Origin of the sequence: Photobacterium sp. J15 (genome assembly GCF_963870815.1) — a bacterium.
Lineage (GTDB): Bacteria > Pseudomonadota > Gammaproteobacteria > Enterobacterales > Vibrionaceae > Photobacterium > Photobacterium marinum.
The window spans coordinates 1,071,917-1,092,653 of sequence record NZ_CAWMUI010000001.1 but is presented as its reverse complement, the minus strand read 5'-3'; the positions used below and the strand labels follow the sequence as shown (position 1 = coordinate 1,092,653).

The following is a 20,737-nucleotide window of genomic DNA, read 5'->3' as shown; positions in this document are numbered from 1 at the left end:
TTCACTACAATACGCGACCTTTCAAAGAGTGACGGAACACACTTTGTATCTTAGAAAGGATCAGGTTCTTTAACGTTTTAAGAGGTTCGTGAGAATGGCAGGCCACGACAATATTTTTGCTGCGCCAATCGAAAAGCTCGGTGATTTCACTTTTGATGAACGTGTAGCTGAAGTTTTTCCGGATATGATTCAACGCTCGGTACCGGGTTACAGCAACATCATATCTGCAATTGGTATGCTGGCTGAGCGCTTTGCCAAACCTTACTCAAAAGTTTACGACCTCGGTTGCTCACTGGGTGCCGCGACTTTATCTATGCGCCGCCACATCCAGCAGGAAGGCTGTCAAATTATCGCGGTTGACAACTCAGCTGCCATGGTTGAGCGTTGCCGCCTTCACATCAATGCCTACCGCTCAGATACGCCGGTTCAGGTGATTGAAGCTGATATCCGCGATATCGAAATCAAAGACGCCTCCGTCGTCGTTCTGAACTTCACCCTCCAGTTCCTGGCACCTGACGACCGCCAGATGCTGCTGGAAAGAATCTACGCCGGCCTGCGCCCTGGCGGTATTCTGATCCTGTCTGAAAAATACATTTTTGACGATGAGTGCTCACACGAGCTGCTGATCGACCTACACCATGACTTCAAACGTGCCAATGGCTACAGCGAGCTGGAAATCAGCCAGAAACGCAGTGCTATCGAGAACGTGATGCGTCCTGACAGCATTGACACCCACAAGCAGCGCCTGAGCAATATCGGCTTCAGCAGTACTGAAGTCTGGTTCCAGTGCTTCAACTTCGGCTCAATGTTCGCCATTAAATAAGGTATACCGCTCCACTATGTTTAGTTTTTCTGAGTTCTATCAGCTCATTGCCCAACACGAAACCCTGCGTCCGTGGCTGAATACCCTACCTAAGCAATTAAGCGACTGGGAAGAAGCCGAGCACGGCGACATGGGCCGCTGGATGCGTGCCCTTAAAAAATTCCCGACCGACAAGCCGGATATCATTGATATCAAAAATGAAGTTAGCGTTCGCTACGAAGACGGCGTTGCCGATGGTGAGAAAAAGCGCCTGGAAAGCTTACTTCGCCTGCTTCACCCATGGCGTAAAGGCCCGTACAACATGCACGGTATTCACATTGATACCGAGTGGCGTTCAGACTGGAAATGGGATCGCGTTCTGCCGCACATCTCTCCGCTGAAAGGCCGTAGCGTGCTTGATGTAGGCTGTGGTAACGGTTATCACATGTGGCGTATGCTGGGTGAAGGTGCGGAACTGACTGTCGGTATCGACCCGTCAAACCTGTTCCTGATCCAGTTTGAAGCAATTAAGCGCCTGATGGGGCAGGACAACCGTGCCTTCCTGCTGCCGCTGGGTATTGAACAACTGCCGGAACTGAAAGCATTCGACACAGTATTCAGTATGGGGGTGCTTTACCACCGCCGTTCTCCGCTGGATCACATTATTCAGCTTAAAAACCAGCTGCGCAAAGGTGGTGAAGTGATTCTGGAAACCCTGGTTATTGACGGCGATGAAAATGCCGTACTGGTTCCGACTCACCGTTATGCCCAGATGCACAATGTTTATTTCTTCCCTTCAGCCAAAGCGCTGAAAGTCTGGATGGAGAAATGCGGTTTTGTTGATGTCCGTATTGTTGACGAATGTGTTACCACTACCGATGAACAACGATCAACTGACTGGATGACCAATAATTCACTTCCTGAATATTTGGACCCGGAAGACCCTACCAAAACAATTGAAGGTTACCCGGCACCGAAGCGAGCCATACTGGTAGCCACAAATCCTGACTAAGACTTGACAAGGGATGCTATTCGCATCCCTTTTTGTACGCTAAACTATCGCCGCCTAAAGAAAAATTAGAAGTACTACCGGGAGATACGATGCTTCGCCGCAGTGTGCCACTTTTCACTTTTGCTTTACTTTCCGGCTGCACCATTACGCAGTCTGCAGACCACCAACAAACCATGACAGCCATCAACACCATGGAGCAGCGAGTTAACTTCCAGCTTGCCACCATGATCAAACAGATTGATGAGCAAAATACCTACATTGCTAATCTTGAGAAAGAACTGTCATCCATCTCCGAAGAACTGGCACAGCAGTCGCAGCAACTTAATGCTGCTACATTGCAACGACCGAGCGAAGACAAGGCAGCCCCTGCTCCCGTTGCCGCACCAGCCACAGATACTAAAGTGGCTCACGGCAAAGTCATTTTGGGTGAAGAAGAATGGGTTTGGCTAGACTCTATACAAACTTTCTTCAAAGCCAGGATTGATACCGGGGCTACAACTTCTTCCCTGAACGCTGTTGACCTACAGGTTTTCGAGCGTGACGGTAAAGAGTGGGTTCGTTTCAACCTTGACCACATTTCTGACGGCAACGACAAAAATACCGAAATTGTCGAAGCCCCTGTGGTGCGCTGGGTGAAAATCCGTCAGTCAACAACTGAGCAGGCGGAACGCCGTCCGGTCATCGAAGCATGGGTAAACCTTGGGCAACTTCACGAAAAGACCCAGTTCACTCTTGCAGATCGCTCTCATATGACCTACCCAGTATTGTTAGGTCGTGATTTCTTTAAAGATATTGCTCTTGTGGATGTCGGTAAAAAATATGTTCAGGGCATGAACGAACAAAAAATACAAAAAACTAAAATCTGATTGATGAGGATGCCATGACGTCAAGAATCCCGTTTTATTTTTTAATCACCTTGCTCGTTATTGCCGGTGCTGCTCTCAGCATGTACCGACATGACGTCTACGGCGTTCCATGGACTCCGGGTGAAGAGCGTGCTCTTTGGGAGCTAGAAGCCCGTATTGAGTTTGATGCTATCGGTGATCCGGTCAAAGTATCTATGGCCGCACCGGAAACCCAGCAGGGTTTCACCCTTATCGATGAAAGTACCTCTTCACCAGGTTATGGTGTGGCTCTAATTGACACAGACACAGGCCGTCGTGCTGAATGGTCTGTTCGTGAAGCCACTGGCAAACAAATCCTCTATTACAAAACCCAGATGCTGGTTGACGATCAGGCTAGCTACACTGTTGAGCCACCAAAAGGTGACACACCACCAGTCAGCCTCGACAACCCGCAACAAACGGCTGCAACGGCGCTTCTAGAACAGGCCCGTAAACTGTCTTCCGACAATATCACCCTGGCCCGTGAGCTAATCAAACAGTTCAATGACAAAAACAATCAGAATGCTTCATTGCTGCTCAACAACCTGAGTCGCGAAAAAGCCATTACCAGTCTGTTATCACTGGAAGGTATCCATTCACGTATTGTTGGCGGACTGCAGCTTGAAGATGGTCGCCGCCGCCAGAGCATTGAACCTATGGTTGAAGTCTGGGATAGCGAACACTGGCAGCTGTTCGATTTGTACTCCGGACGTGAAGGTAAACCAGACAATATTATGCTGTGGAACCAGGAAGGCCATTCCTTGCTGGATGTTATCGGTGGACGTAACTCTAATATCAGCTTCTCTATCATTGCCCAGGACATTACGCCACAGCAAGCAACAAGAGAAAAAGTACAGGCAGAAGATCTGCTGAACTTCTCAATCCACAGTCTGCCGGTCGAAGAGCAGGCAATGTTCAAGACCATCATGCTGGTACCTATCGGTGCCTTGATTGTGGTCTTCCTGCGGATCATCATTGGCCTGAAAACTTCCGGTACCTTCATGCCGGTACTGATTGCTGTAGCTTTTGTTCAAACCCAACTGCTCACAGGTATTCTCGGCTTCTTATTGATTGTCGGCACCGGTTTGATCATCCGTGGTTACCTGTCGCGGCTCAACCTGCTACTGGTTGCCAGGATATCGGCTGTAATTATCACAGTAATCATGATCATCTCGGTATTTACCGTGGTGGCCTTCAAGATCGGACTGGTTGAAGGGCTTTCCATCACCTTCTTCCCTATGATCATCCTGTCTTGGACCATCGAACGTATGTCGATCCTATGGGAAGAGGAAGGTGCGAAAGAAGTCATGATTCAGGGTGGCGGCTCACTACTGACAGCGGTACTGGTTTACCTGGCAATGACTAATGACCTGGTTCGCCATCTGACCTTTAACTTTATCGGTATGCAGCTGATTGTGCTGGCACTAATCCTGATGCTGGGTAACTACACCGGCTATCGCCTGAGCGAGCTACGTCGCTTCAAGCCGCTTGCGGAGGGCTAAGCCAATGTCACTGTTTTCACAGTTTACCTCACCCTTCAAGCTTCGTGAGCGCGGTATTATGGGGATGAACCAGCGTAACCACAGCTATATCGGCCGCTATAACGACCGTAGCCTGTACCCGCTGGTTGATGACAAGCTGAAAACGAAGATCATTGCCCAGCGTGCCGGGGCAACCGTGCCTGAGCTGATCGGTGTTATCGACAGCCAGGTATATGTCAAACGCATCCACGAAATGGTGAAAGACTGGCCGGGTTTTGTAATTAAACCGGCTCAGGGCTCTGGCGGTAAAGGCATCCTGGTTGTCACAAAACACAAAGATGGGATTTACACTAAGCCATCCGGTGCCGAAATGAACAAACAGGATGTTGAGCGCCATATTACCAACACCCTAGCCGGCCTGTTCTCCCTTGGCGGTAAAAACGATGTCGCCATGGTCGAAGACCTGATCCAGTTCGATGATGTCTTTGACGGCTTCAGCTACGAAGGTGTTCCTGATGTCCGGGTTATCGTTTTCCGAGGTTACCCGGTGATGGCAATGATGCGTTGTTCAACCGCAGCTTCTGACGGTAAAGCTAACCTTCACCAGGGCGCTGTTGGAGTCGGTATAGATATCGCCACAGGCAAGGCAATCCGTGCCGTTCAGTTTGACAAGCCTGTTGAACGCCACCCGGATACCGGTCGCCTGCTCAAAGAGCTGGCCGTGCCGAACTGGGAACGGCTCCTGACCCTGGCATCCAGTGCCTGGGAGATGACGGGCCTTGGCTATATGGGGACCGACATGGTTCTGGATAAATACAAAGGCCCGATGGTATTGGAGCTCAATGCCCGTCCGGGGCTGGCAATTCAGACCGCCAACGGAAGCGGTCTCCTGCCTCGCCTGCGGCATATCGAAAACCTCGGCAGTTCAGTAGAACACCCGACTCCGGCAGAAAGAGTTGCCTATGCCGCCAAACAGTTTGGTGTAAGAGCCAAGTTCTAAAGAACATTACTTAAGCCCTGATGTCTCCCGTCAGGGTTTTTTTAATGCAATTAAAACGACGGCCTAACAATCCGCCAACCAGATTCTGAACGGATTCAGTATGATGCAACCTTCAATAGAGACCCTCTTTGAACAAAACGTTGACCGCACGAACAGCAACAGCATCAAGTGGGATAAATACAAAGGCCGGGATATCCTCCCGATGTGGGTGGCCGACAGCGATTTCAGAGTACCCGATGCAATCACAGAAGCACTGCACCAACATGTTGATCATGGTGTGTTCGGTTATGGTTCCGCACCACAGCGGTTAACAGACCTGCTGGTTGAACGGATGAAACAACGCTATAACTGGCAAATTGAACCAGATTGGATAGTGTACCTTCCCGGCCTTGTCTGTGGCATCAACCTGTCGGTAAGAGCGCTTACTGAAAGCCATCAGGGCGTGATCAGCCCCAAACCTGTCTATCCGCCATTCATGTCAGCCGCCAAGCTTGCCAAACGGCCTCTGGATGTTTCTCCGGTCAGGCTACTTAACCACCGCTGGCTGATGGCTCTTGAGCAAACAGACATCTCCGCAAACGCCAAACTGCTGCTGTTCTGTAACCCTCTCAATCCCGGCGGTACGGTTTACTCACGAGAAGAACTTGAGTCTGTGCTGACTTTCGCTGAACAGCACGATCTCTTAGTCTGTTCAGATGAAATACATAGCGACTTAATTCTGGATGAAGAAAAGCAGCACATTCCATTTGCCAGCCTGAATAAGAGTGCTGAGCAACGCTCTGTGACCCTGATTGCTCCCAGCAAGACATTCAACATTGCCGGGTTAGGTGCATCCGTAGCAATTATTCCCAATCCTGCGTTGCGACGCCGGTTTATGAAAGCCAAAGCAGGCATAGTGCCCGAGGTTAATGTTCTGGCCTTTACCGCCGCTCAGGCAGCCTATGAACACTGTGAACCGTGGCTTGATTTACAATTGGCTTTTTTACGCCGGCACCGCGACACGCTGGAACAAGAAATCAATGCCATGCCCTATTTGACTCTTGAACATATTGAAGCCACCTACCTGGCATGGATTGATGCATCCTCACTGCCAGTTGCCAGCCCATTTAAATTTTTTGAACAAGCTGGTGTCGGTCTCTCACCCGGTGCCGATTTCGGTAATTCAGGCTTTGTTCGATTAAATTTTGCCTGTAACAGCAAAACACTGAGTGAGGCTCTGAGGCGCATGCGGTCAGCAATCGAGCAACTGCCTGCTACCAAGTGATTTTTTCCTAAAGTTCTGACAATTTGCTCCGATAAAAGGGAATCATTAGCGAAAAACCCTTTATCAGATGCAGATCCATACCTTAGACAAAGCACAGCTTATTAATGAAGTGCAGCTAGGTGGCCAGCTCAACCACGCGGTTGAAGGCGGTCGCCGAGCTGACTTTGCATTAATGCTGGCGATGTTGTCTCCGGATCATCTGGAAACGGTACCTGTTGACGCCCCTCCACCGAAGGGGAAAACTGAGGCAGAGCTGCGTGCTTATTTTGAGCTCCGCGATCCTCAACCTCTGACAACATCTGAACACTGCTATGAAAATGCGGCGGCACAGGCCAAAGCCTTTCACGAAAGCGGGCTCAATGGCGTTCGCCTGCTGCAAGAGCTTCAGCCAACCGCGCTGACCTTCCCTCCACAGGATACAAAAGGCCTGCCTGAAGAGGTTTATCACAACCTGTCGGGCCATGAACGCCGTATGTTGCCGCCGAAAGAAGAGGCAAAAATTAAGGCATCACCTCAGGATCTATACCTGTCGCTTATTCAAGCAAAACGCTTTTCCGAGATGTATCAGACTGCTTAAAAAACCTTACTGATCACACTCTTGGGCTTTTCGTGACCCCTATCATGACTTTGTTACTTTGCAGACGCACTTTGCTGACATTTCGCTAACATTAAAACGGACTAAATAATAATCTGAATCACTTTTCACAGTAAATTTAGCTGGTTAGATTCAGTATTTATGAGCGTCCAACTTTTCAGCCAACTATCGCCTGTATCAGGCAAAATGCTTCACAGCAAAGAACTATATTTAAATTTGCTTGAGTAGTAGCACTGCCAACAACCTGAGGCTCAATACACATGCCGGTAAGAACAGGGAGAACACAAGAGCTATGAAAATCGCACAATCTGTCATAGTGATCACTGCCGCCGGCAGCCCGATTGGCAAAGCCATATCACTCCATTTTGCATCGTTGGGTGCAAGCCTGGCTTTAATCGATATAGAACAGGAACGATTACAGGAAACCCATAAAGCCTGCCTAAAAACAGGCGGTAACTCTCAACCATTCTTCCTGGACAGCCAGAATGAAGCCGCAATTTCGCATATCATTCAGGATGTACATAACCATTATGGCGCAATAGATATTCTGATTAACTACTGGCTGGGTTCTGATTTACCAAGATTATTAAGTCCGGCTTCCGTTGATAAGTTCTACCGTTCAATGGCTGAAGGCGCGACCCCCTTCTTCACGTTTGGTAAACAGGCGGCAAACTATATGCGGGAACATAATCACACAGGGTTAATCATCAACCTTGCCGCTAATCAGGCTAATCCTCATCAATTTATCAATAACGGCGCCAAAGCCATGCTCGCAGGATTAACCAAAAGCTGGGCCAAAGAACTGGCTGAGTTCGGAATCCGGGTTGGCGGTATAGTCCCACTTGCCATTGATTATGATGATGACCAGGAATCTCACACCACGTTTAGCCAAACCTTACTCTATGAAATAGTCCGCAGCGCAGAATATATCATTAGCAATGATACCTTTAACGGGAGAATGATAGAGGCTGAAGTGGAATAGAACTTAGGTGTGATAATTGTGAATAGAATACGTACTAACTCGTGATAGAAATGAGTTCATACAAAGAAAAAGCCCGCCAAATTGGCGGGCTTAATAATTTACTTCGAAAGAAGTGCGCTAGCTATAACAATGATTATGCTTTAGCTGTTTCTTTCTTAGCTTTAGGCGCTTCTTTAGCAGCTACCTGGTCAGCTTTCTTCTTGATTACAGTAGTACCTTCGAAAGTTTCACCTTCAACGAAAGCTTTACCGTAGTAAGAAGCAATCAGAACTTCTTTCAGCTCAGAAATTAGCGGGTAGCGTGGGTTCGCACCAGTACACTGGTCATCGAACGCTTCTACAGACAGCTCATCAAGTTGAGCCATGAAGTCTGCTTCAGCAACACCTGCAGCCTGGATAGACATTGGGATATCAAGGTCTTTCTTCAGCTCATCCATCCATGCTAGAAGACGTTCAATCTTCTGAGCAGTACGGTCACCTGGCTGAGACAGCTCTAGGTGGTCAGCAACTTCAGCGTAACGACGACGAGCCTGTGGACGGTCGTACTGAGAGAATGCAGTCTGCTTAGTTGGGTTGTCGTTAGCGTTGTAACGAACAACGTTAGAGATTAGCAGTGCGTTCGCCAGGCCGTGTGGCAGGTGGAAAGCGTTACCAATCTTGTGCGCAATTGAGTGACACACACCCAGGAATGCGTTAGCAAATGCAACACCAGCGATAGTAGCTGCGTTGTGTACTTTCTCACGAGCGATTGGGTCGTTAGCACCATTTGCGTAGCTTGAAGGTAGGTATTCTTTCAGCATCTTAAGAGCTTGCAGAGCCTGACCGTCAGAGTATTCGTTCGCAAGAACAGATACGTAAGCTTCCAGTGCGTGAGTTACGGCGTCGTAACCACCGAATGCTGTCAGCGACTTAGGCATGTTCATAACCAGGTTCGCATCAACGATAGCCATGTTTGGCGTCAGCTCGTAGTCAGCTAGTGGGTATTTAGCGCCAGTAGTGTCGTCGGTAACAACCGCAAACGGAGTAACTTCAGAACCAGTACCAGAAGTAGTTGTGATACATACAAGCTCAGCTTTCTGACCCATTTTAGGGAACTTGTAGATACGCTTACGAATGTCCATAAAGCGCATAGCCAGCTCAGAGAATTCTGTTTCTGGGTGCTCGTACATAACCCACATAATCTTCGCAGCATCCATTGGTGAACCACCACCAAGAGCCAGGATTACGTCAGGCTGGAAGCTGTTCATTGCAGCCGCACCTTTCTCAACTACAGACAGTGTTGGGTCTGCTTCTACGTCGAAGAAAGTCTGAACTTCCATACCCTGCTCTTTCAGCAGACGAACAACATCATCAGCGTAACCGTTGTTGAATAGGAAACGGTCAGTTACAAGGAACGCACGCTTCTTACCTTCAAGGTCGCCAAGAGCAACTGGAAGGCTACCACGACGGAAGTAGATTGATTTAGGTAGTTTGTGCCACAACATATTTTCAGCTCGCTTCGCTACTGTCTTCTTGTTGATCAGGTGCTTAGGACCAACGTTCTCAGAGATAGAGTTACCACCCCAAGAACCACAACCAAGAGTCAGTGAAGGTGCTACGTTGAAGTTGTAAAGGTCACCGATACCACCGTGAGTAGTAGGGATGTTTACAAGAATACGAGCAGTCTTCAGTTTGTCACCAAAGTACTTGATACGGTCTTGGTTAACGTCCTGGTTTGTGTACAGACCAGATGTGTGGCCGATACCACCGATTTCAACCATGCGTACAGCCTGGTCTACAGCGTTTTCGAAAGAAGACGCACGGAACATACCAAGAGTTGGAGATAGTTTCTCATGAGCGAACTCATCATCGTAAGAAACTTCACCCAGACCTTCACCAACAAGGATCTTAGTATCAGCAGGAACTTTAACACCCGCCATTTCAGCGATAGCTGTAGCTGGCTGACCAACGATCTTCGCGTTCAGGTTGCCGTCGATAAGCAGTACTTTACGTACTTTATCTGCTTCAGCTTTGCTTAGTACGTAGCCTTTGTGAGAAGCAAAACGCTCTTTAACTTCGTCATAAACTTTGTCTACTACGATAACTGCCTGCTCAGAAGCACAAACTACACCGTTATCGAAAGTCTTAGACATCAGAACAGAAGCAACTGCACGCTTAACATCAGCAGTTTCATCGATAACTACAGGAACGTTACCTGCACCTACACCGATAGCTGGCTTACCAGAAGAGTATGCCGCTTTAACCATACCTGGACCACCAGTTGCAAGGATAAGAGCGATACCTTCGTGCTTCATCAGCGCGTTAGACAGTTCAACTGAAGGCTCATCGATCCAACCAATGATGTCTTTTGGCGCACCAGCTGCGATAGCTGCGTCAAGAACCAGTTTAGCTGCATCGTTAGTTGAGTTCTTCGCACGTGGGTGTGGCGAGAAGATGATACCGTTACGAGTCTTCAGAGAGATCAGAGATTTGAAGATTGCAGTAGAAGTTGGGTTAGTAGTTGGTACGATACCACAGATGATACCTACAGGTTCTGCGATAGTCATCGTACCCATGCTGTCATCTTCTTCCAAGATGCCGCAAGTCTGCTCATCTTTGTACTTGTTGTAGATGTACTCAGATGCGAAGTGGTTTTTGATTACCTTATCTTCCACAATGCCCATGCCAGATTCCGCTACCGCTTGCTGCGCTAGAGGGATACGAGCCTGGTTAGCTGCCAGAGATGCTGCTCGGAAAATTTTGTCTACTTGTTCCTGAGAAAAAGTAGCAAACTCTTCTTGTGCTTTCTTAACACGAGCAACCAGAGCATCCAGTTCAGCCAAATTAGTTACAGGCATAGTTAACTCCTAACTTAATATTGAAAACTTTTTAGTAAGAATATGTCTTCAATCCTTACTGTTACTGTTATTGAGCAATCCCACTCTTACATTCCAGTAACACACACACTTAGTAAATTGCTTTCAAAACTGATTATATTATTTCACAGCCTGAAAAAAATTGATTTAGATCACCTGTACCACTTTAGTAGTGTTTTTTGTCAATTTTAGATCTCTGACATGTAAAAACAAAAACTTACAAGCGTATTTTGTGACCAGAGCGATTGAATCAGCTCCACGAAACCAAGTTTTGTCATACTCAACGGCATTGAATTTTACGTAATAAACCTACACATTTAATCATATTAAACATCAAATGTGACAGTGATCACGAAAAATCTTTCGTCAATAATCGGTTTTGTTGCATATTATGAGGCACATTAATTACTCCTAAAGAGTAAACTAAAACCTGAGACCTTTACAGCAACATAACAAATGTTTAATGGATAACTAGAAATATCATTAGCGATAATATTTTTTAATTGGTGCATTCATCTTCTTTGGCTTAAAGTAACGCCGATTAACAAATAGTTATATTAAATCTGACGCTACCCTCCCCCCATGCAACCGCTGCCTGCGGCTGCGGACGCTGCTTATGCTCAGAAATGTCACTGCTGTTTGTTAACCCAAGGAGGAAGCCTGCTTCCAGTTGTTCACCTAATACTTAGATGACTCTGAAATGCCACCAATTGAATTTGCTATTTTCTTACAATTCTTTGTCGGTTTGATTGCGGCCGTCAACCCAATCGGCATCATGCCTATTTTCGTTTCACTCACCGGGCACATGACGATTGAGGAAAGGAATAAAACGGCTTATACCGCGGCCATTGCAGTCGCAGTTATACTGACAGTCTCGCTACTTGCCGGCCAGTTCTTGCTGGATATGTTCAGTATCTCACTGGATTCATTCCGTGTCGCAGGTGGCTTACTACTACTGACTATCGCCTTTTCAATGATGGGCGGTAAACTGGGTGAAGATAAACAGAACAAGCAGGAAGAGTCAGAATCCATCAGTCGTGAGCAAATCGGCGTTGTGCCACTGGCTATGCCGTTAATGGCGGGCCCAGGTGCGATAAGTTCCACTATTGTCTATGGCTCCCGTTACCCTGGCATGCACAGCACGTTGGGGATTGCCGCAACGATTGCTATCTTCGCCCTGTTTTGTTGGACGCTATTCCGCGTGGCGCCAATCATCGTGCGTTTTCTGGGCCAAACAGGTATCAACGTCATCACCCGTATCATGGGTCTGATCCTGGGTGCACTGGGTATCGAGTTCATTGCTAACGGCCTGAGAGTGCTGTTCCCGGGCCTTGCCTGATTCACTCCACCACATAATATTTTTGACGGGTAACACGCTTGTTACCCGTCAACTGGCATCACCATCCTTACTCCACTATCCTATCTGCCAAATTATCTATCATTGAATTCAGGACGTTATGGCCAAACTATCAACACGGCAACGGCTATATCAGGTTATATTCGGAACAGATACCAAAGCAGGGCAATATTTTGATATAGCCCTTATCATCACTATTCTTTGCTCCGAACTAGTTCTTATTATTTCTTCAATCAAGAGCTACGAACTTCAATACTCCCGTATATTCTTCTTGCTGGAATGGGGATTTACCCTACTCTTCACCGTTGAATACATTGTCAGGCTTTACTGTTCTCCCCGCCCCATGGCATACGCACGTAGCTTCTATGGAATAATCGACCTGATTGCTGTTTTACCCAGCTACATCTCTTTCCTATTTCCGGGAACTCAATACCTGCTTATCGTACGACTACTGCGAGTCATGCGTATCTTCCGGATCCTGAAACTGGCAAAATTTCTTAAAGACTCCAACATCCTGTTACGCTCACTACTGATGGCTCAAGGAAAAATCCTGGTATTTTTCAGCACGGTAGCCATTCTGGTTACCGTTCTTGGTTCTCTGCTATTTGTAATAGAAGGGCCGGACAACGGCTTTACCAGTATTCCGGCCAGCATCTACTGGGCAATCGTCACGATCACAACAGTGGGTTATGGCGATATCGTTCCCCAAACCGATCTCGGCAAAGCACTGGCAGCCTTTACCATGTTGCTGGGCTACTCAATTCTGGCAGTACCCACAGGCATTATTACTGCAGAGCTAAGCCGTGAAATGAAGACACAACGAGAACTGGTCCGCTGCCCGAACTGCTCTGCCAGCGGCCATGAAACCGATGCCAGTTACTGCAGAAAATGCGGCGCCGCCCTGCCTGAAAACCTGTGAGCCAAACTTTATTTTCTTCCTTGTGTCTCGCTAATTCTGTGTAAACCAGATTCTGTAAAGACAAACAAAAACGGCACCTGATCAGGTGCCGTCTTTATTAGCAGATAAGTTCTGGTTATTTCTTATTGTGCAAGAAATTTACTGCGCGATCCGGGAAGTCAGTGAAGACACCGTCGACATTCGCAGTGTTGTAGAAAATATCCAGCATGTCATTAAAGTCATTAGCATAAGCCGGAATACGGCCTGTATCAGCTCGGAATGTGTATGGATGAACCTGCATACCTTGCGCATGAGCAGCTTTTACCAGACCTGTCAGCTTGATATTACCTTTAGTTGATTCATCAGAAACCACCATAGGTTTCCATGGACCGATACCATCAGCATACTTCGCGACTTTTTCCATACCGCCCTTAGCAAACATCCAATCATAGCTGTATGGCTGAGCCTGTCCCTTACTGTCGTAAACCATAGTTTCGTTCCAGTCGGTATAAGCCATCAACTGAACCAGTTTCACATCCATGCTCATTGCCGGCATCAGCTCGTCATGAATGCGCTTCAACTCATTGAAGTCAAATGTCTGAAGGAAAACTTTGCTCGCCTTATCGGTATAACCATAGTTTTTCAGGACCTTAAGCACAGCTTTACTGATGTCCTTACCTTCATGGCGGTGGAACCAAGGTGCTTTAATCTCTGGGTAAATACCGATGTCATAACCTAAGGTTTTATTCATACCCTGGATCATTTCAATTTCTTCTTCGAAAGTAGGCACTTTGAAGTCAGACGTCCACATAGGATAACGCTCAGGGAATCCCTGAACCTGTTTACCATCTTTGATATTGAAACCTTCAGTGACGCTCAGCTGTTTGATTTCATCCAAGGTAAAGTCAATCGCATAGTAACGACCGTCTTTGCGCGCACGATCCGGGAACACTTCAGCGACATTGGTGACACGATCCAGATAATGGTCATGCAGAACCACCAGCTTATCATCCTTGGTCATCACCACATCCTGCTCAATAAAGTCAGGTCTCATGGCATAAGCCATCGCCTTGGCAGGTAAGGTATGTTCAGGAAGGTAAGCTGAAGCACCACGGTGGGCGACTACAATTTTACTGTTATCGGGAGCTGATTGCGCAAATGCAGAAGATGCTAGCAGTGTGCTACCAATGGCAGCGGCAAGCCATAGTTTTTTCATTATTATCATCCTTAACAATCAGTGCTTTAGTTTGGGGAACGAAGCACTGCTGGTTTATACATCAGGAAGCATAATAATCAGTATCTGTTACACATTTTTGATTAATTACTCTAAATGTGATCATTTTCGTTCGATATGGAAAATTTCATTTTCGAATAGTGACAGGCAGTCCATTTTTAATTTGCGGTAAAACATTCCGACAGATAACTTCAACAATAAAAAAACCGGAGCAATTGCTCCGGTTTCTCTGTAGTACAGGAAGTCTTACTTACGACGCCAGGTTGTACCCTGCGGGCCGTCTTCCAGAATGATGTCCATAGCCATCAGCTTATCACGAGCAGCATCAGCAGCAGCCCAATCTTTCGCGGCACGCGCATCCAGACGCTGCTGAATCAGTGCTTCAATTTCAGCCACATCATCAGCTTCACCGGCACCGCCCTGCAGGAAGGCTTCTGGCTCCTGAGCCAACAGGCCAAGAACATCAGCCAGTTCACGCATACGTGCACCCAGAGCTGAAGCTGTCTCCAGATCATCAGTTTTCAGACGGTTGATCTCACGCGCCATATCAAACAGTACTGAATATGCTTCCGGCGTATTAAAATCATCGTTCATCGCATCTTTGAAGCGAGTTGTGAACTCTTCGCCGCCTTCCGCTTTCGCTTCAACATTAAGACCACGTAGTGAAGTGTACAGGCGCTCAAGAGCAGAGCGAGCCTGCTTCAGGTTGTCTTCGCTGTAATTCAGCTGGCTACGGTAGTGACCAGACATCAGGAAGTAGCGAACTGTTTCGGCATCGTAATGCTCAAGTACGTCACGGATAGTAAAGAAGTTACCCAGAGACTTAGACATCTTCTCACGGTCAACCATCACCATACCGCTATGCATCCAAGTATTTACGTACTGGGAACCAGTTGCACAGCAAGACTGAGCGATTTCGTTTTCGTGGTGCGGGAACTGAAGATCCGAACCACCACCGTGAATATCAAAGTGGTCACCCAGAATCGCAGAGTTCATTGCAGAACATTCAATGTGCCAACCCGGACGGCCAGGACCCCATGGAGATTCCCAAGTCGGTTCGCCCGGCTTGGACATTTTCCACAGAACGAAATCCAATGGGCTGCGTTTTGCTGTTTCAATATCAACACGAGCACCGGCCTGAAGCTGCTCAAGGTCCTGCTTAGACAGCTTACCGTATTCATCGAATTTGCTAACTTCGAACATCACGTCGCCGTTGTCAGCAACATACGCAAAGCCGCGCTCAATCAAACGCTCACACATCGCGATAATTTCAGCAATGTAAGCTGTCGCACGAGGCTCGATGTCCGGACGCTTCATACCCAGCGCATCAAAGTCAGCGTACATTTCCTGAATCAGACGCTCAGTCAGCGCTTCACAGCTTTCGCCGTTTTCCGCAGCACGCTTGATAATTTTATCGTCGATGTCTGTGATGTTACGTACGAAAGTCAGGTCATAACCCAGGTAGCGCAGGTAACGAGAAACCACATCGAACGATACGAATGTACGACCGTGGCCAATGTGACATAAATCGTAGATGGTAACCCCACAGACGTACATGCCTACTTTACCAGGCTGGATGGGTTTGAATTCCTCTTTCTGTCTAGTGAGTGAGTTATAGATCTTTAACATGTCTCGTATTTACTCATTTTATGGGGTTACGTTTAAGAGGTTAATTACACCTCTTATGACTATTGAAGGCAAGGAAAAATACGTGATTTCACGGGTTCCGAAGCTCATCATCAGCATAATTCCCTGCTGACATAGTAAAAGCATCATCCCGTTAGTGCAGCCATTCCCTTTTCCTCCTCTATTAACCTATAGTTATACCTGACAGAACCGGTTAGGTTTAATGGCAAAACAGGCTAAATAACACGCTTATTCCAACTTAGGCTGATTATGACTGGGAATCATGTTGACGCCTTGCCTTAGTAAGATAAAATCCAACGTTTAAAGCAATATACATCCATTAAAGGACAAGCTCATGGTAACGCTTCACACAACTTTTGGTGATATCAAAATCCAACTAAACACAGAACAAGCGCCTGAAACATGTGCAAACTTCCTACAGTACTGCCGTGATGGTTTCTACAACGGCACTCTGTTCCACCGTGTTATCGACGGTTTCATGATCCAGGGCGGTGGCATGGCTTCCGGCATGGTTGAGAAAGAAACTCGCGCGCCAATCAAAAATGAAGCGAACAACGGCCTAAGCAATAAAGTAGGTACTCTTGCTATGGCTCGTACTATGGAACCGCACTCTGCAAGTTCTCAGTTCTTCATCAACGTTAACGACAACAAATTCCTGGACTTCAAATCAGAGACACCTGACGGCTGGGGTTACTGTGTATTCGCTGAAGTTGTTGAAGGCATGGACGTAGTTAATAAGATCAAAGGCGTTTCTACTGGTAACTGGGGTTACGTACACCAGGATGTGCCAGTTGAAGAAGTTGTGATCAACGACGTAACTATCGAAGAGTAATCACTACTCTTAAGGGTGGCCAACAAGCCACCCTTTCTTTTCTTTATGACAACACTTTTTATTTCTGACTTGCACCTGAGTGCCGACCGCCCGGATATCACCGACTGTTTTCTTACTTTTATGAAAGAGGACACCAAGGGGATTGATGCCCTTTATGTACTGGGTGATCTGTTTGAAATGTGGATTGGCGATGATGACGATTCCCCCTTCCATCAGCAAATCAAGACGGCCTTCCGGCAACTGACCGACTCGGGGATCCCCTGCTATTTCATTCACGGCAATCGCGACTTTTTAGTTGGCAAACGCTTCAGTGATGAAACTGGCGTCCAGTTATTGCCGGAACATACGGTCATCGATTTGTACGGCAAGCCTACTCTAATCCTGCATGGCGATACCCTTTGCACTCTCGATGAAGCCTACCAGCGTTATCGAAAAAAAGTGCATAACCGCTTTATTCAGTGGTTGTTCTTCCGCCTGCCGCTGGCCTGGCGCCAGAACATAGGTGAAAAGCTTCGCAGTAACAGCGGAATGGCTAACCAGGCTAAACGAGAAGATGTCATGGATGTCACCCCTGATGAAGTAGTGAAAATCATGGCACAGTTCGGGGTGAGAGCAATGATCCACGGTCATACTCATCGACCGGCTATTCACAACTTATCGGTGGAAAATCAACCGGCTGTCCGCACTGTTTTAGGCGACTGGTATGATCATGGTTCGGTACTGGTATGTAATCCTGATGGTAACCAATTGGAAACCAGGAACTTTGCCGAATCATACCGAACATAACATCCCATAAAAAAAGGTATGCCAAGGCATACCTTTTTCATCTCATCATTTATTGATGGACTATGGTGTCGCATTCACCAGCTCTAGCTCGCGTCGTTCACTGGCCCAGGAGCGATACATGGTTACGGATGTATAGAACACCACACCAATTACCAACCAAGCCAATAATTGCAGATCCAGAGACTTCACCAGATAAGCCGCAATCACAACACCAATCGGGCCGGTAATTGCCACTATCAATGCAGCACGGCTGTTAATACGGTTTTTACGGATAAAACTGCCTGCTGAAAAGAAGCTCAAAAATGCGCACGAGCACATCATGATAGGAAACGCCGCCAGCGGGTGCATACCCAGCAGATACACTAAAGTCATGCATGGGGCGTAAAGGCCAATACCAATCGTCATCAAAGCACCGAACAGGAAGTTACCGGCAATACCGGCCGCTAATTTCCAGCCGCTAAGACCCAGCTCTTCACCACCCAGCGGGAACAACTTCAACTGGCCTGCCAGCATCAATCCGGCCACCACCAGCAAAGCACCGCACATCACCAGACGAATCAACTGACGATCCCAACCGGAAACCAGACGCGCTCCAACTGTTGCACCAAAGCAAGCAGCCAGAACCATGCTTACCAAAGTCACCGGATCGACATCAACCGCTGTCAGGAAAATCAACGACTGGACAGCCGTAGACATCACCGCCTGACAGTTCAGGGTGCCGGGTAAGAGCTGGTCATCAATTAGTTTAAGTTGCTTATAGCCTGCAGTTTTAATTGCAAAGCTCCCTACACCAAGAGTGTCGCAGAAGTTGGCAAAGCCCCCGATAAGACCAATAGGTAAGATTTTTGTTTGCGCTTCCTGCGAGCGATTTTTACGCCATGAATTGAAAAGCATGGCAATAAATACGCCTCCACCTACAAGCAATCCGGCTTGTATGACTGTAAAGACCGTCATTCGTTACATAAAAATTTCATCAAAGGGGGACTATTGTCCACGAACTTAGAGAATGATTCTATCTTTTTGGCGATTGTCTAAATTTGCTATTACCATCACGTTGTGGAACCATATTTCTTTGTAATACTCGGCGTACGTCGCGCCATTGATAAAATAATCACTAATATAACTCGTACCTTATGGCGCACATTGTCGCCTTTTAATAATAATATCATTAGCTTACGTTAGAGCCCATGCAGTCATATCTTGCTCGACAACCTGTTTTAAACCAAGACAAGGCAACCGTTGGATACGAATTGCTATTTCGTGACGGTCCTGATAATTGCTTTCCTGACGTGGAAGATGAGCAGGCGACAAATCGCCTGCTTGCTGATAATTTCTTCACATCTAACGCGAACCACCTTACTTCCGGGAAAAAAGCCTTTGTCAATTTTCCCCATAACAGCCTGGTTCAACGAATTCCGCTGATGTTTTCCAAGCACAGTTTCGTTATTGAAATACTGGAAAGCTGCAAACCTGATGACGAACTGCTTGAAGCGGTTATTGAGCTGCACCAAAAAGGGTACACCCTGGCACTGGATGACTTTGTTCCTCATAAAGCCTGGAATCGCTTCCTGCCATATATCCATATTATTAAGTTTGATATTCGTGCTACACCAATAGCCAAAGCCAGCTTTTTTATTCGCCACCAAAAAACCAAATACAGCAAAATGCAGTTTCTGGCGGAAAAAGTCGAAAACCATGAAGAATTCATTGCAGCTCGCGAAGCCGGATTCGATTTATTTCAGGGCTTCTTCTTCAGCCGGCCGGAAATGATCCAAAACAAGGCGCTCACCCCTTCAGCCCTGACCACGCTAAGACTGTTTCAGGAAATCAGCCAGGAAGACGTCAATTTCAAGCAGGTTGAGAGCATTATCGCGACAGATGTATCTCTGTCTTATAAACTGCTGCGCCATGTCAACAACATGACCTCTTCCCGGTCCAAACCCATTACCTCATTTAAACAGGCTCTGGTGTATCTGGGGGAAGAACGCTTAAGACGCTTTATTACTTTCATTGCCACTTCCCATGCGATGGAAAAGAAACCGGCGGCACTCTATAGCTTGTCCCTTCAGCGAGCTCATTTATGTGAACGACTGGGTAAACTGGTTACGCCTAGAATCGCAGGCAACCAGGCATTTCTGACCGGCCTGTTCTCGTTACTCGATTCGATCCTCGACAAACCGATCGAAGAACTCATTGAACAGTTACCTCTCAGTGAAGAAATTAAGCTGGCACTGGTTAACCAGGAAGGAACTCTCGGGCAGATCCTTCGGTTGATGGAGGCTTATGACGCCGCAGAATGGGATAAAGTGAGCCAATTTTGCCAGGAACTGGTCATTAACGAATCCAACGTTGCAGATCTTTATCTGGAATCAGTAAAATGGGCCACTCTTTTTGAAAAACAGCAACAACAGAGTTATTAATGTCTACGCCAGCCCAATTATGCCCATGCGGCAGTAAAAAGATACTGACGGCCTGCTGCCAGCCGATCCATCAAGATCCATCACAAGCCGAGCAGCCGGAACAACTTATGCGCGCTCGCTACAGCGCTCACGTTCTAGGGCTGGTAGATTTTGTCGTTGATACTTACCATCCAAGCTGCGAGGCTGAACAACATCGTGAAGCCATTGCTGACTCAGTCAATACAGAATGGCTGGGGCTGGAAGTGATCAGCAATGAAATAGCCGCCAACGGTGAAGGTTTCGTTGAATTTAAAGCCTTCTACCGTGATGGTAAGGATGAATACTGTCTTCATGAAAAATCACGCTTTCTCCGCGAACTTCATGGTGAATCAACCCAGTGGTTCTACATTGACGGCATTTACCCGGATGCTATCGAAGAGCAGTCTGTTGAAGCAGCTGCGCCACAGCAACCGATAATCAACGATAAAGTCGGCCGCAATGATCCCTGCCCTTGCGGAAGCAGCAAAAAATTCAAAAAATGCTGCGGCTAAATCACAAGATTTGTCACAGTGATTATTTATAGCAATCACTAAATCGTGACTTAAGCTAATGCGGTAGTACAAACACAGGAGCCTTCCAGTAAAGCTCCTGTTTTTCATTAATTTCATCTTTTTTTCCTATCTAGATCTCACCTCGAAACAAAACCTTAA

Annotated in this window: 18 protein-coding genes; 14 read left to right on the top strand and 4 right to left on the bottom strand. The window is 47.1% G+C overall.

Annotation, left to right across the window (positions count from 1 at the left end; genetic code table 11):
- Positions 1 to 94: 94 nt before the first annotated feature.
- The 8 genes from cmoA to AACQ93_RS05315 all read left to right on the top strand — a co-directional run bounded on the left by cmoA (position 95) and on the right by AACQ93_RS05315 (position 8,020).
- Positions 95 to 823 (top strand): carboxy-S-adenosyl-L-methionine synthase CmoA, encoded by a 729-nt coding sequence (cmoA, locus tag AACQ93_RS05350; protein WP_007461855.1) that lies wholly within the window; start codon positions 95 to 97, stop codon positions 821 to 823.
- Between the two features lie 16 nt (positions 824 to 839).
- Positions 840 to 1,814: a tRNA 5-methoxyuridine(34)/uridine 5-oxyacetic acid(34) synthase CmoB gene (gene cmoB / locus AACQ93_RS05345; protein ID WP_064602702.1), complete on the top strand. Its 975-nt coding sequence runs from the start codon at positions 840 to 842 to the stop codon at positions 1,812 to 1,814.
- 89 nt (positions 1,815 to 1,903) lie between these two features.
- Positions 1,904 to 2,680 carry an ATP-dependent zinc protease family protein gene (locus AACQ93_RS05340; protein WP_064602700.1) on the top strand — a complete coding sequence of 259 codons (777 nt, stop codon included), beginning with the start codon at positions 1,904 to 1,906 and terminating at the stop codon, positions 2,678 to 2,680.
- Between the two features lie 14 nt (positions 2,681 to 2,694).
- Complete coding sequence (locus AACQ93_RS05335; RefSeq protein ID WP_007461850.1) at positions 2,695 to 4,200, top strand: inactive transglutaminase family protein; 1,506 nt, start codon at positions 2,695 to 2,697, stop codon at positions 4,198 to 4,200.
- Between the two features lie 4 nt (positions 4,201 to 4,204).
- Complete coding sequence (locus AACQ93_RS05330) at positions 4,205 to 5,179, top strand: alpha-L-glutamate ligase-like protein (protein WP_007461848.1); 975 nt, start codon at positions 4,205 to 4,207, stop codon at positions 5,177 to 5,179.
- A gap of 103 nt (positions 5,180 to 5,282) precedes the next feature.
- A complete protein-coding gene (locus AACQ93_RS05325) occupies positions 5,283 to 6,443 on the top strand; it encodes a PatB family C-S lyase (protein WP_064606509.1) in 1,161 nt (386 codons plus the stop codon).
- A gap of 67 nt (positions 6,444 to 6,510) precedes the next feature.
- Positions 6,511 to 7,020: a VC2046/SO_2500 family protein gene (locus AACQ93_RS05320; protein WP_064602699.1), complete on the top strand. Its 510-nt coding sequence runs from the start codon at positions 6,511 to 6,513 to the stop codon at positions 7,018 to 7,020.
- Between the two features lie 310 nt (positions 7,021 to 7,330).
- A complete protein-coding gene (locus AACQ93_RS05315) occupies positions 7,331 to 8,020 on the top strand; it encodes an SDR family oxidoreductase (protein ID WP_007461842.1) in 690 nt (229 codons plus the stop codon).
- Between the two features lie 133 nt (positions 8,021 to 8,153).
- On the opposite strand, the gene adhE is transcribed toward AACQ93_RS05315, so the two are convergent.
- The gene (gene adhE, locus AACQ93_RS05310; RefSeq protein ID WP_064602697.1) at positions 8,154 to 10,856 is read right to left on the bottom strand and encodes a bifunctional acetaldehyde-CoA/alcohol dehydrogenase; all 2,703 of its coding nucleotides are present in this window, start codon (positions 10,854 to 10,856) and stop codon (positions 8,154 to 8,156) included.
- Positions 10,857 to 11,574: 718 nt separating this feature from the next.
- Here adhE and AACQ93_RS05305 point away from each other — a divergent pair.
- Positions 11,575 to 12,213, top strand: coding sequence for a YchE family NAAT transporter (locus AACQ93_RS05305; RefSeq protein WP_007461840.1), 639 nt, complete (start codon positions 11,575 to 11,577; stop codon positions 12,211 to 12,213).
- Between the two features lie 118 nt (positions 12,214 to 12,331).
- Positions 12,332 to 13,150 carry an ion transporter gene (locus AACQ93_RS05300; protein ID WP_007461838.1) on the top strand — a complete coding sequence of 273 codons (819 nt, stop codon included), beginning with the start codon at positions 12,332 to 12,334 and terminating at the stop codon, positions 13,148 to 13,150.
- Positions 13,151 to 13,265: 115 nt separating this feature from the next.
- On the opposite strand, the gene glpQ is transcribed toward AACQ93_RS05300, so the two are convergent.
- Complete coding sequence (gene glpQ / locus AACQ93_RS05295) at positions 13,266 to 14,345, bottom strand: glycerophosphodiester phosphodiesterase (RefSeq protein ID WP_084418979.1); 1,080 nt, start codon at positions 14,343 to 14,345, stop codon at positions 13,266 to 13,268.
- A gap of 264 nt (positions 14,346 to 14,609) precedes the next feature.
- A complete protein-coding gene (gene cysS / locus AACQ93_RS05290; RefSeq protein WP_064602688.1) occupies positions 14,610 to 15,992 on the bottom strand; it encodes a cysteine--tRNA ligase in 1,383 nt (460 codons plus the stop codon).
- 352 nt (positions 15,993 to 16,344) lie between these two features.
- Here cysS and AACQ93_RS05285 point away from each other — a divergent pair, with 352 nt between their 5' ends.
- Together AACQ93_RS05285 and lpxH are read left to right on the top strand one after the other, a co-directional pair.
- Positions 16,345 to 16,842 (top strand): peptidylprolyl isomerase, encoded by a 498-nt coding sequence (locus AACQ93_RS05285; RefSeq protein ID WP_007461830.1) that lies wholly within the window; start codon positions 16,345 to 16,347, stop codon positions 16,840 to 16,842.
- Positions 16,843 to 16,887: 45 nt separating this feature from the next.
- Positions 16,888 to 17,628, top strand: a complete 741-nt coding sequence (lpxH, locus tag AACQ93_RS05280; protein WP_064602685.1) for a UDP-2,3-diacylglucosamine diphosphatase — start codon at positions 16,888 to 16,890, stop codon at positions 17,626 to 17,628.
- Between the two features lie 60 nt (positions 17,629 to 17,688).
- On the opposite strand, the gene AACQ93_RS05275 is transcribed toward lpxH, so the two are convergent.
- Positions 17,689 to 18,582, bottom strand: coding sequence for a sulfite exporter TauE/SafE family protein (locus tag AACQ93_RS05275; protein WP_064602684.1), 894 nt, complete (start codon positions 18,580 to 18,582; stop codon positions 17,689 to 17,691).
- Positions 18,583 to 18,815: 233 nt separating this feature from the next.
- On the opposite strand from AACQ93_RS05275, the gene AACQ93_RS05270 reads away from it, so the two are divergent.
- Both AACQ93_RS05270 and AACQ93_RS05265 read left to right on the top strand, forming a co-directional pair.
- Positions 18,816 to 20,048 carry an EAL and HDOD domain-containing protein gene (locus AACQ93_RS05270; RefSeq protein ID WP_064602682.1) on the top strand — a complete coding sequence of 411 codons (1,233 nt, stop codon included), beginning with the start codon at positions 18,816 to 18,818 and terminating at the stop codon, positions 20,046 to 20,048.
- On the top strand, positions 20,048 to 20,578 hold the full coding sequence (locus tag AACQ93_RS05265) for a YchJ family metal-binding protein (RefSeq protein ID WP_064602680.1): 531 nt from the start codon (positions 20,048 to 20,050) through the stop codon (positions 20,576 to 20,578). The genes AACQ93_RS05270 and AACQ93_RS05265 overlap by 1 nt, the downstream gene beginning before the upstream one ends.
- The last annotated feature ends 159 nt before the right edge of the window (positions 20,579 to 20,737 follow it).

What these genes read in the sequence shown, in the direction of transcription:
- cmoA (WP_007461855.1), top strand. Translation starts at nt 95, where the DNA reads ATGGCAGGCCACGACAATATTTTTGCTGCGCCAATCGAAAAGCTCGGT.
- cmoB (WP_064602702.1), top strand. Translation starts at nt 840, where the DNA reads ATGTTTAGTTTTTCTGAGTTCTATCAGCTCATTGCCCAACACGAAACC.
- AACQ93_RS05340 (WP_064602700.1), top strand. Translation starts at nt 1,904, where the DNA reads ATGCTTCGCCGCAGTGTGCCACTTTTCACTTTTGCTTTACTTTCCGGC.
- AACQ93_RS05335 (WP_007461850.1), top strand. Translation starts at nt 2,695, where the DNA reads ATGACGTCAAGAATCCCGTTTTATTTTTTAATCACCTTGCTCGTTATT.
- AACQ93_RS05330 (WP_007461848.1), top strand. Translation starts at nt 4,205, where the DNA reads ATGTCACTGTTTTCACAGTTTACCTCACCCTTCAAGCTTCGTGAGCGC.
- AACQ93_RS05325 (WP_064606509.1), top strand. Translation starts at nt 5,283, where the DNA reads ATGCAACCTTCAATAGAGACCCTCTTTGAACAAAACGTTGACCGCACG.
- AACQ93_RS05320 (WP_064602699.1), top strand. Translation starts at nt 6,511, where the DNA reads ATGCAGATCCATACCTTAGACAAAGCACAGCTTATTAATGAAGTGCAG.
- AACQ93_RS05315 (WP_007461842.1), top strand. Translation starts at nt 7,331, where the DNA reads ATGAAAATCGCACAATCTGTCATAGTGATCACTGCCGCCGGCAGCCCG.
- adhE (WP_064602697.1), bottom strand. Translation starts at nt 10,856, where the DNA reads ATGCCTGTAACTAATTTGGCTGAACTGGATGCTCTGGTTGCTCGTGTT.
- AACQ93_RS05305 (WP_007461840.1), top strand. Translation starts at nt 11,575, where the DNA reads ATGCCACCAATTGAATTTGCTATTTTCTTACAATTCTTTGTCGGTTTG.
- AACQ93_RS05300 (WP_007461838.1), top strand. Translation starts at nt 12,332, where the DNA reads ATGGCCAAACTATCAACACGGCAACGGCTATATCAGGTTATATTCGGA.
- glpQ (WP_084418979.1), bottom strand. Translation starts at nt 14,345, where the DNA reads ATGAAAAAACTATGGCTTGCCGCTGCCATTGGTAGCACACTGCTAGCA.
- cysS (WP_064602688.1), bottom strand. Translation starts at nt 15,992, where the DNA reads ATGTTAAAGATCTATAACTCACTCACTAGACAGAAAGAGGAATTCAAA.
- AACQ93_RS05285 (WP_007461830.1), top strand. Translation starts at nt 16,345, where the DNA reads ATGGTAACGCTTCACACAACTTTTGGTGATATCAAAATCCAACTAAAC.
- lpxH (WP_064602685.1), top strand. Translation starts at nt 16,888, where the DNA reads ATGACAACACTTTTTATTTCTGACTTGCACCTGAGTGCCGACCGCCCG.
- AACQ93_RS05275 (WP_064602684.1), bottom strand. Translation starts at nt 18,582, where the DNA reads ATGACGGTCTTTACAGTCATACAAGCCGGATTGCTTGTAGGTGGAGGC.
- AACQ93_RS05270 (WP_064602682.1), top strand. Translation starts at nt 18,816, where the DNA reads ATGCAGTCATATCTTGCTCGACAACCTGTTTTAAACCAAGACAAGGCA.
- AACQ93_RS05265 (WP_064602680.1), top strand. Translation starts at nt 20,048, where the DNA reads ATGTCTACGCCAGCCCAATTATGCCCATGCGGCAGTAAAAAGATACTG.